The following is a 9,832-nucleotide window of genomic DNA, read 5'->3' as shown; positions in this document are numbered from 1 at the left end:
GCCCACGACAAACGGTCATCGATCTCCCATTCCCCAAAAAAGGAACACAACCATGACGACGTCCGGACTTTCTCCCGTCTCAGACTTCTCACCGCGGCGCAGATCGCTGCTGCTCGGTGGGCTCGGCGGTGCCTCGGTCGCGGCGCTGAGCACGCTGGCTTTCTCCGGCAAGGCCGCCGCCGCCGGCGGCAAGCCGCTCAAGATCGATTTCGACCTCGACAAGGACAACTACCCCAAGTGGGTACAGCCCGCCGACGAAAGCAACGGTGCGGTTCCCACCCTGGAATTCATCGGCCCCATGGACGTGAGCGTTTTCCTCTGGGGCAACCGCTTGACGATGCTTGCGGCGTTCGACGCGCTGGCGCCTTACCACGAGACCGCGGTCGGCATCTACTCGCGGATCCCGCGCCGCCCCGCCGGCGAGTCCGCCACCAACCGGAACCTGAACATCGCCGTCATCTACGCCCAGTTCGGAATACGGAAGGAGGTAGTGCCGCAGCACGTGGGGCAGTTCCGGGAAATGATGACCGCGCTCGGCTTGGACCCCGACGACGAGTCGGAGAATCCGACCAGTCCGATCGGTATCGGCAACATAGCCGCCAAGGCCGTCTTCAAGGCCCTCAAGCGGGACGGCATGAACTTCCTCGGCGACGAGGGCGGCCGCAAGTACAACCCCCGCCCCTGGGCGGACTACACCGGCTACGAGCCCGTGAACAGTGCCTTCAAGGTGACCAACCCCTCGCGCTGGCAGCCGCAACTGCACGCCCACAACGGCCGCCGCCTCGGCGGAGGGCCGGGTGACACGGGCATCTACGTCGCCCAGCACATGGTCACCCCGCAGATACGGCGGGTCAAACCCCACATCTTCAAGCACCCGGGCCAGTTCCACCTCCCCCCGCCCGCGCACATCGACCACACCAACCCCCGCGCCTTCAAGCGCTCGGCGGACGAGATCCTGGAGGCGTCGGCCGCGCTCACCGACGAGCAGAAGGCGCTCGCGGAGATCATGGACAACAAGCTGTGGGGCATCGGCCACTCGTCCGCAGTCATAGGCCGAAAGCACGACCAGGACGACCACATGGGCGTGCACGGCTGGATTCATTGGATGCTCGCGCACATCCTGGCGACGTTCGATCCACTGATCGCCGCCTGGGACCAGAAGGTCAAGTACGACGCCGCGCGGCCGGTCACCGTGATCCGGCACGTGTACGGCCGCCGCAAGTTGACCGCCTGGGGCGGACCCGGCAAGGGGACGGTCAACGACATGCCCGCCGACCAGTGGGCCGCCTACCTGAACGTGAGCGACCACCCGGAGTACCCGTCGGGCTCCACGACGCTCTGCTCCGCTACGTCGCAGGTGTCGCGGCGCTACTTCGGCACCGACACCCTGGACTGGACGATCAAGTTCCCTGCCGGCACGTCGCTGGTGGAGCCGGGGCTCGCTCCCGGCAAGGACCTCGAGCTGCACTTTCCCACCTGGACCGACTTCACCAGGACCTGTGGCAGGAGCCGGGTGTGGGGCGGGGTCCATTTCCAGAAGTCGATCGACAGGTCCATCGAATTCGGTACGCAGTTCGGCGACATGGCCCACGAGTACGTGGAGCGGTACATCAGGGGCGAGGTAAAGGACTGACCCTTCTTAACCGCGGCGGCGGGCACCGCAGCCCGCCGCCGCGCTCTTGCCTCATCCCTCAGGCCACCGGCGAGGCCGGAGCCCACCCGACGGTCGAGAAGGTCCCTGGACTTCGGGAAGCAGTTCGGCGACCTGGCCCACGAGTTCGTCCAGCGGCAAGTCAAGGGCAACGTCAAGAACTGACGACCCTGCCGCAGCAGAAAGGGGCCCCCGGCACTCGCTGTCGAGTGCCGGGGGCCCCTTTTCACCCACGGCCGGGAAGCGTCACACGGTGCTCGGCCTGGTGTCCGCCGGGCGCCCGACGGCGTCGGGATGCTCCAGCACCGCCAGGGCCCGTTCGATCATCTCCACCAGGCCGGTGTCCTCGCTGTGGTCTCCCCACAGCACCTGGTGGAAGGCGCCCAACACGGCGCCGACCAGGACGCGGAGCTCGAGGTTGTCCGCGGGCAGGCCTGCCCGTTCGGCGAACACCTCGCTCACGGACTCGACCCACCTGTCCTGGGCCTCGCCCACCAGGGCCCGTATCGCGGGCACCTGGCGCACGAGCTCCCGCCGCCACCGGTACTCCTCGCTGAAGTCCTCGGCGAGCCTACGCACCATCTCGGTCACCACCGCCCGCAGGGCGGCCAGCGGCGGCTCGTCCGCAGGGCGCTCGCGCAGGAAGGCCATGCTGACCTTGGCGTAGTCGTCCGTCAGGACGATGTGCTCCTTGCTGGGGAAGTAGCGGAAGACGGTGCTCGGCGAGACCTCGGCCGCCGCGGCGATCTGCTCGATGGTGGTGTTGTCGTACCCTCGCTCATCGATCAGCCGACGGGCCGCCTCACGGATCGCCTGGCGGGTGCGCAGTTTCTTGCGTTCGCGCAGGCCGAGGCCGGCTTCGGCGCCTGCGATCGCCGACACCGGTGCGCTGGTCGTTGCAGAGGGCATAGGACTCATTGTCGCGCACCATCGGCCATGCCGGACCGCGCCTCGGGCAGAGGCTGCTCTTCTGCCTCCTCCTCGGTCTTCTTGGTCTCCCGGCTCTCCGGCAGCTTGAAGGCGGCGAGGGCGGCCGCGACGACGCCGGCGATGCCGCAGACCAGCAGCACCGTGCTCATGCCGTGGACGAAGGCGGACTCGGCGGACTCGGCGAGCTGAGGCAGGTTGAGCTGTGCGGCGACCGTCTGTGCGGCCACCACGGACTCCTCGGCGGCCTCGGCCGCCTCGGGCGGCACCCCGCTGGTGTCGACCCGGTCGGTGAACACGGCGTTGAGCACACTGCCCAGCAGGGCGATGCCGATGGCGCCGCCGACCTGGCGCAGGGTGGTGTTCAGGCCGGTGCCGGTGCCCTCCTTGCCCTTGGGCAGCACCGCGAGGGCGGTGTCCAGGGCCGGCACCATCACGAGGCTCACGCCCAGGCCGGTGAGGGTCATCCACAGCACGGTGAAGCCGTAGCCGGTGTCGGTGTCCGTGGTGCTGCCGAGGAACATCGCCAGGGACATGATGGCCAGGCCCGCGACCACCAGCGGCCGGGTGCCGAGCTTGATGGTCAGCGGCGGCACGATCTTGGCGACGACGATCATGCCGACCATGAGCGGCATCAGGCGCACGCCGGTGCCGAAGGCGTCGTGGCCCTGGATGACCTGGAGGTACTGCGGCAGCACGAACATCAGGCCCATGAACACGAACATGCCGAGGATGAGGAAGACCGTGTTCCAGCGGAAGGTCGGGTTCCGCAACAGCTCCAGGTCCACCATCGGGCGGGACCGGCGCTGCTCGCGCCGCACGAGGCCGACGAGCATCAGCGCACCGCCGATCAACGAGGCGAGGATGACCGGGTCACCCCATCCCTCGGCGGGCCCTTCGATGACGCCGTAGACGAGGGCGCCGAGACCGACGATGCCCAGCACCGTGCTGATGATGTCGACCCTGGGGGACGACGGGTCCTTGGTCTCGGGGACCAGCAGGACGCAGGCGAGGATGCCGATGGCGACCAGCGGGATGTTGATGACGAAGACCGAGCCCCACCAGAAGTGATCAAGCAGCCAGCCGCTGATCAGGGGTCCGAGCGGCAGGCCGATCGAGACACCTACGGTGATGATCGCGATCGCCTTGGTCTGATCCTCGCCCTTGAAGAGGGTCGGGATGATGGACAGCGTGAGCGGCATGATCAGCGCGGCGCCGAGGCCCATGACCGTACGGGCCCCGATGAGCGCGCCCGGGGTTTCCACGAGCGTTCCGACGATGGAACCGCCGAGGAAGATCACGAGCCCGAGGATCAGCAGCTTGCGCCGGCCGAAGCGGTCGCCGAGGAAGCCCGCGGGGAGCATCGCGGCGGCGAAGACGACGGCGTAGGAGTCGACGATCCACTGCAGCTCGCCCGTGGAGGCGCCGGTGTCGGCGGCCAGGGTGGGGAGGGCGACGTTCAGGATCGTCGTATCGAATCCGATGACGAGGACGCTGATCGTCAGACCGATCAGCGCCAACCAGCGATTTTTGACAGCCATAGGCAAATGGTAGCAGCTGTCACTTGAGAGTGGATAGGGCTTCGCAGGCCCCGGCTCGCACCCCAGGGCAGCTCCGCCGACGCCACTCACGACAACGGCCTCCGTTTGATCCCGCACTTCTGTGACGGAGCACAGGATCAAGCGGAGGCCACCGTTCGACACGGACGTGGTGCAGGGTGTCGGGGTCGCCAGGCGGGAGGCGCCAAGCGCGGACTGATTAGGGACCTTGCCGAAGAAGATCATCTCCTCGCCGGCCTCGACCGCCCGGCCCGCTCTCGTTCTCCGCGGCGGCGTTTCGGGGGCGCGGACTCAGCTGGTCACTCGATCTTCGTCGCGGACAGGACGGCCTCGACGGGGAGGGCGTGCGGCAGCATTTCGGCGGGATTCTCGGCAATGGCCTTTGTGACTCTGAACCCGCATTCTTCCAGCCAGCTCTGCCACGTCGACATCTTCTGCGCCCCGCCCTGCCCCATGGCGCAGCCGATGAAGAAGGACGGGAAGAAGTCAACGGTGTAGTTGTCGGAGTCCTTGATGTTCTCGGGGAACACCGGTACCAGGAGATGGACCTGCCCACCGATGTCCAGCGACCGATTGACGCCTTCGAGGATCTTGAAGACATCACTCTTGTCGAACATGGGCAAGAAGTGCTTGATCAGCACAACGTCGAAACCTTCGGGCACTTCTTCGAAGACGTCACCGCCTATGAATGAGCAGTGTTCGTCCACGCCATGGGTCCGGAAGTTCTCCAGGCATTCATTTTCCTTCTCGGGCAAGTCGAAGGTTGTCACCCGGAGCCCAGGCGACGCCTTCAGCTTGTATGTATGAATGGCCCCGAGACCAGTGTTTCCGGCGAGATCGAGCACCTGCGAACCAGGTGGTACGTCGATGTTGTCGAAGAACCAGGGATCGATGTGGGCGGTCTCGCCGTTCATCAACCGTGCCCAGGGCTCGCGCAGGTCCCTGTGCTCGGCCAATGCGCCGTACAGGTTTCCTTCAAATCCATAGAGCTTGTTCAGGCCGACGGTGGTGCCGGTCCGCACGCTGTCGGTGAGATAGAACAGCTGCCTGAGCGTGACAACTTTGATCATGTCCATGCGGGCGAGCACTTGCCGGAGGTCGTTCTCGGCGATGCCCGCGAGCGCGTCGAGGGAGTAGCCACCGGATTCCTCGTCGCATGCGACGAAGCTCTCCTTGACCAGCAGCAACAGGAGCTGTTCCACAGCATCCGGCTTGGCACCGACGGCGTCGCCGAGCTCGGCCGCGGTCATGCCCGGGGTGTCCCGGAGCCTGTCGATGATGCCGAGCTCAAAACAGGACAGCAGGCTCATGAACCGCGAGGGTCCCACCATGTATTCGCGAAATCGTGCGAACGTGGCTTCCGGTGTCAAGGTATTAGCCCCTTTCGAGTCGGCTGATTCCACTGCCGTGGCGATTGGCTGATCACGGGTCACGCCCGCTCCTCCGTCTGCTTCTCGAGCCAACTGGCCAGCGCGATGCGCTGCACCTTCAGCGTGGCGGCCCGCGGCAGTTCGGCCTGCGGGATCTGCATCGGGTCGGCGAGCTGGGGGAATTCTTGGCCAGGCCCTCCCACTCCGTCAGCGAGTTGGGCAGCGCCTCAACGGATCCCGGCCAGTGCTTTGATCGCGACGGTCTCCTTCTTCCGCATCAGCGCGAGGAGTCGCCCCTGCGAAGACCGGGACGGCGCCGACGTATCGCACCGCATGGGCGAGTGCCGGGAACGTGTAGTCGGCGACGGTCACTTCGTCGCCCGGCTTGACGCCGAGCGCGAGCATGGCCAGAGCGCGGCGCCGCAGTTGCTCACCGTGACCGTGCCGCCGACGCCGTAACGCCGTACAAAATCTCACTCAAGGGGAGGGGCATCGATGCACTTCGCCGGTATCAACCGACGTTCCGCGGCACGTCACTTCCCGCCGCGTCAAGCACCACTGCACTGGGGATATTGCCGTGCTCGGTCAGGGCCGTCAGGCCGGCAGGGCGCCGTCACATGCCGCGACTTTTGGGCTGTCGGCGCAAAGCGCCACGGCACGCGGGTGGTTGCATATACAAGGGAATTGGCGCTGTGCCGGGCATGGAATCGGTCTCGCCTGTACAGACCGGCGGATGCGACACTCAATCCACTGCCTCATAGCAACTTTTGGGCAGGGTGTTCCGCAGAAATAGTGACACGGGTGGCACTTCCGCGCCAAGAGCGCCTCAATGTGACGTAAGTCACCCCACATGGAATCGCGCCCGGCGACCCGGACAGGTACTCCTCGTTGTCCGGACTGGCCGGGCCGGCAGGCCGTGCGTGAAAAGGGGCCCCCGGCACTCGACACGAGTGCCGGGGGCCCTTCCTGCTGCGGCAGGACCGTCAGTTCTTGACGTTGCCCTTGACTTGCCGCTGGACGAACTCGTGGGCCAGGTCGCCGAACTGCTTACCCAAGTCCAGGGACCTCTCGACCGTCTTCTTGAAGTGGACGCCGCCATCCACCCGGCTCCTGGCACACGCCTTGTCGAGCTCGGTGAAGGTGGAGAAGTGCAGCTTGAGGTCCTTGGCGGGGCCGATCCCCGGCTCCACCAGCGACGAGCCGGCCGGGAAGTCGATCGTCCAGTCCAGGTCGTCGGAGCCGAAGTAGCGCCGCGCCGTCTGCGACCCGGCGGCACAGATCGTCGTGGAGCCCGACGGGTACTCCGGGTGGTCGCTCACGGGCAGGTAACTGGCCCACTCGGAGGCGCGGATGTCGTTGACCGTGCCCTTGCCGGGGCCACCCCAGGCCGTCAGTTTGCTGCTGCCGTACACGTGCCGGACCGCGCTGAACGGCCGCACGGAGTCGTACCTGGCCTTCTGGTGCCAGGCGGCGATCAGCGTGTCGAACGTCGCCAGGAGGTGCTGGAGCAACCACTGAGCCCAGCCGTGCACGCCCAGTTCGTCGTTCTGGTCGTGGTGCCGGGCGATGATGATGGACGAGTGGCCGATCCCCCACAGCTTGTTGTCCATGATCTCGGCGAGCGCCTTGCGCTCGTCGGTGAGCGCGGCCGACGCCTCGATGATCTCGTCCACCGAACGTTTGTAGGCGCGGACGTTGGTGTGGTCGCTGTGCGTGGGCGCGGCGAGCTGGTACTTGGCCGGGTCCTTGAAGATGTGGGGCTTGACCAGCCGGATCTGCGGGGTCACGAAGTGCTGGGAGACGAAGATGCCCGTGTCCCCCGGGCCGCCGCCGACACGACGGCCGTTGTGGGGGCCCAGCTGCGGCTGCCAGCGCGAGGGGTTGACCAGCTTGTAGGGCGTGTTCACGGGCTCGTAGCCGGTGTAGTCCGACCAGGGCCTGGGGTTGTACTTGCGGCCGCCCTCGTTGCCGAGGGCGTTCATGCCGTCGTTCTTCAGGACCTTCCAGACCGACTTGGCGGCCACGTTGCCGATGCCGACCGGGCTGGTCAGGTCCTCCGACTCGTCGTCGGGGTTCAGGCCGAGCTCGACCATCAGCTGCCGCACGCCCCCCGTGTCATGCGGCAGCATGCGCTTCCAGATGGCGAGCTGGGCGTAGATGACGGCGATGTTCATGTTCCGGTTGGTGGCGGACTCGCCGGCGGGGCGGCGCGGGATCCGCGAGTAGATGCCGGCCGCGGTCTCGTGGTACGGCGCCAGCGCGTCGAACACCGCCAGCATCGCCACGCGGCTCGTCCACAGGAAGACGGTCGCGTCCATCGGTCCAATGAACGCCAGCCTGCCCTCCTGACCGGCCTGCGCTTCGTTGGGCTGGGCCCACTTGATGTAGTTGTCCTTGTCCAGGTCGAGGTCGATCTTGGCTGCCTTCCCGCTGGTGGCAGCACCGGCCGTGCGGGAGAAGGCCAGCGTGGACAGCGCCATGGCCGAGGCACCGCCGACCAGCAGCGATCTGCGGCCCAGGCCGAAGCCGGAGACGGGAGAAAGTCCGGACGTCGTCATGACTGTTCCTTGCCCTTTGAAGAGGATGCTGCGCGGGTGAGGGAGAGGATGCGACCGACCAGGGCGAGCGCGGCGGCGGGCGAGGGGTGCCCGCCGCCGCGGTGGGGAAGGGATCAGCCCTTGACGTTGCCCTTGACGTAGCGCTGGACGAACTCGTGGGCCAGGTCGCCGAACTGCTCACCGAGCTCCAGGGACCGGTTGACGGTCTTCTGGAAGTGGACACCGCCCCACACCCGGCTGTCGGCACAGATCCGCGCGAACTCGCTCCAGGTACGGATGTGCAGCGGCAGGTCGCGGTGCGGGCTGATCCCCGGCTCCACCAGCGACTTGCCGGCGGCGATCTTGAACTTCCAGTCCAGGGTGTCGGTGCCGAAGTAGCGGCGCGCGGACTGCGCCGACGAGGCGGCCAGCGTCGTGGAGCCCGACGGGTACTCCGAGTGGTCGCTGACGCCCAGGTAGCTGGCCCACTCGGAGGCGCGGATGTCGTTGACCGTGCCCTTGCCGGGGCCGCCCCAGGCGGTCACCTTGCGGTTGCCGTACACGTGCCGGACGGCGGTGAACGGCCGCGCGGCGTCGTAGACGATCTTGTGGTGCCAGGCGACGATCGCCGGCTCGAACGTCGCCAGGATGTGCTCCAGCATGTAGTGGATCCACCCGTGCATGCCCAGCTCGCGGGTGTGACTGCGGGCCATGACGATCGCCGAGTGGCCGATGCCCCAGACCTTGTTGTCCATGACCTCGGCGAGCAACTTCTGCCGGTCGGTGAGGTTCGCCGACGCAGCGAGGATCTCGTCCACCGAGCGCTTGTAGTCCCGCGGCCGGGTGTGGTCGACGTGCGTGGGCGGGGCGAGACGGAACCGGGACGGGTCCTTGAAGATGTGGGCCTTCACCTTGCGCAGGTGCGGAGTGACCATGTGCTGGGCGACGTAGATGCCCGTGTCACCGTTGCCACCGCCGAGCCGGCGCCCGTTGTGCGGGCCCAGCTGCGGCTGCCAGCGCGAGGGGTTGGTCAGCTCGAAGGCGGTGTTCACGGGCTCGTAGCCGGTGTAGTCCGACCAGGGGCGGGGGTTGTACTTGCGGCCCCCCTCGTAGCCGAGGAAGTTCATGCCGTCGTTCTTCAGGCCCTCCCACACGGCCTTGGCGGCCACGTTGGCGATGCCGACCGGGCTGGTCAGGTTCTCCGAATTGTCGTCGGGGTTCAGACCCATCGCGGTCATCATGGCCCGCGTGTTCGCCATCTTCGACGGCAGAACCCGCTTCCAGATCTGGTACGTGGCGTGGATGGCGGCGATGTTCATGTTCCGGTTCGTGGTCGACTCACCGGAGGGACGGCGCGGGATCCGCGAGTAGATGCCGGCCGCGGTCTCGTGGTACGGCGCCAGCGCGTCGAACGCCGCGAGCGCCGTGAGGCGGTTGATCCACAGGAAAACGGTCACGTCCATCGGACCGAACAGGTCCCCGTTGGGCGACTTGCCGGCCATGTCGTCGCTGGGCTGCGCCCACTCGATGAAATTGTCGGTGTCGAAGTCGAAATCGATCGCAACCGGCTCGGCGCCCTCGGCCGCGGCGGCCGTGCCGGAGAAAGCCAGCCCGCTCACCGCCAGGGTCGCGGCACCGCCGAGCCCGCCGAACAGCAGCGACCTGCGGCCCAGGCCGAAGTCTGAGACGGGAGAAAGTCCGGACGTCGTCATGAGTGAATTCCTGTCCTTTTTGAGTGGGGAATGAGAGATCGACGGCACGTTGGCCGTGCCGTGCCGTGCCGTGCCG

Annotated in this window: 8 protein-coding genes and 1 pseudogene; 2 read left to right on the top strand and 7 right to left on the bottom strand. The window is 66.9% G+C overall.

The features are described 5' to 3' along the window. Positions 1-52: 52 nt before the first annotated feature. Positions 53-1,633 carry a DUF6851 domain-containing protein gene (locus ACFYWY_RS37770; protein ID WP_389195912.1) on the top strand — a complete coding sequence of 527 codons (1,581 nt, stop codon included), beginning with the start codon at positions 53-55 and terminating at the stop codon, positions 1,631-1,633. Between the two features lie 93 nt (positions 1,634-1,726). Beyond that, a pseudogene (locus ACFYWY_RS37765) lies at positions 1,727-1,816 on the top strand (hypothetical protein); the annotation flags it as partial. 81 nt (positions 1,817-1,897) lie between these two features. On the opposite strand, the gene ACFYWY_RS37760 reads toward ACFYWY_RS37765, so the two are convergent. The 7 genes from ACFYWY_RS37760 to ACFYWY_RS37730 form a co-directional block, all read right to left on the bottom strand. Further along, positions 1,898-2,569, bottom strand: coding sequence for a TetR/AcrR family transcriptional regulator (locus ACFYWY_RS37760; protein WP_389195909.1), 672 nt, complete (start codon positions 2,567-2,569; stop codon positions 1,898-1,900). Then, a complete protein-coding gene (locus ACFYWY_RS37755; protein ID WP_389195906.1) occupies positions 2,566-4,119 on the bottom strand; it encodes an MFS transporter in 1,554 nt (517 codons plus the stop codon). The genes ACFYWY_RS37760 and ACFYWY_RS37755 overlap by 4 nt, the downstream gene beginning before the upstream one ends. 317 nt (positions 4,120-4,436) lie before the next feature. Further along, positions 4,437-5,468: a methyltransferase gene (locus tag ACFYWY_RS37750; RefSeq protein ID WP_389195915.1), complete on the bottom strand. Its 1,032-nt coding sequence runs from the start codon at positions 5,466-5,468 to the stop codon at positions 4,437-4,439. A gap of 98 nt (positions 5,469-5,566) precedes the next feature. Beyond that, the gene (locus ACFYWY_RS37745) at positions 5,567-5,710 is read right to left on the bottom strand and encodes a hypothetical protein (RefSeq protein ID WP_389195903.1); all 144 of its coding nucleotides are present in this window, start codon (positions 5,708-5,710) and stop codon (positions 5,567-5,569) included. Between the two features lie 4 nt (positions 5,711-5,714). Next, on the bottom strand, positions 5,715-5,912 hold the full coding sequence (locus ACFYWY_RS37740) for a DegT/DnrJ/EryC1/StrS family aminotransferase (RefSeq protein ID WP_389195900.1): 198 nt from the start codon (positions 5,910-5,912) through the stop codon (positions 5,715-5,717). Positions 5,913-6,490: 578 nt separating this feature from the next. After that, positions 6,491-8,065 (bottom strand): DUF6851 domain-containing protein, encoded by a 1,575-nt coding sequence (locus ACFYWY_RS37735; RefSeq protein WP_389195897.1) that lies wholly within the window; start codon positions 8,063-8,065, stop codon positions 6,491-6,493. 113 nt (positions 8,066-8,178) lie between these two features. Beyond that, a complete protein-coding gene (locus ACFYWY_RS37730) occupies positions 8,179-9,756 on the bottom strand; it encodes a DUF6851 domain-containing protein (RefSeq protein WP_389195894.1) in 1,578 nt (525 codons plus the stop codon). Between the last annotated feature and the right edge of the window lie 76 nt (positions 9,757-9,832).

The sequence above is a fragment of the Streptomyces sp. NPDC002870 genome, assembly GCF_042888505.1.
Lineage (GTDB): Bacteria > Actinomycetota > Actinomycetes > Streptomycetales > Streptomycetaceae > Streptomyces.
The sequence above is the reverse complement of the archived record's forward strand: the minus strand, read 5'-3'. Positions and strand labels throughout refer to the sequence as shown.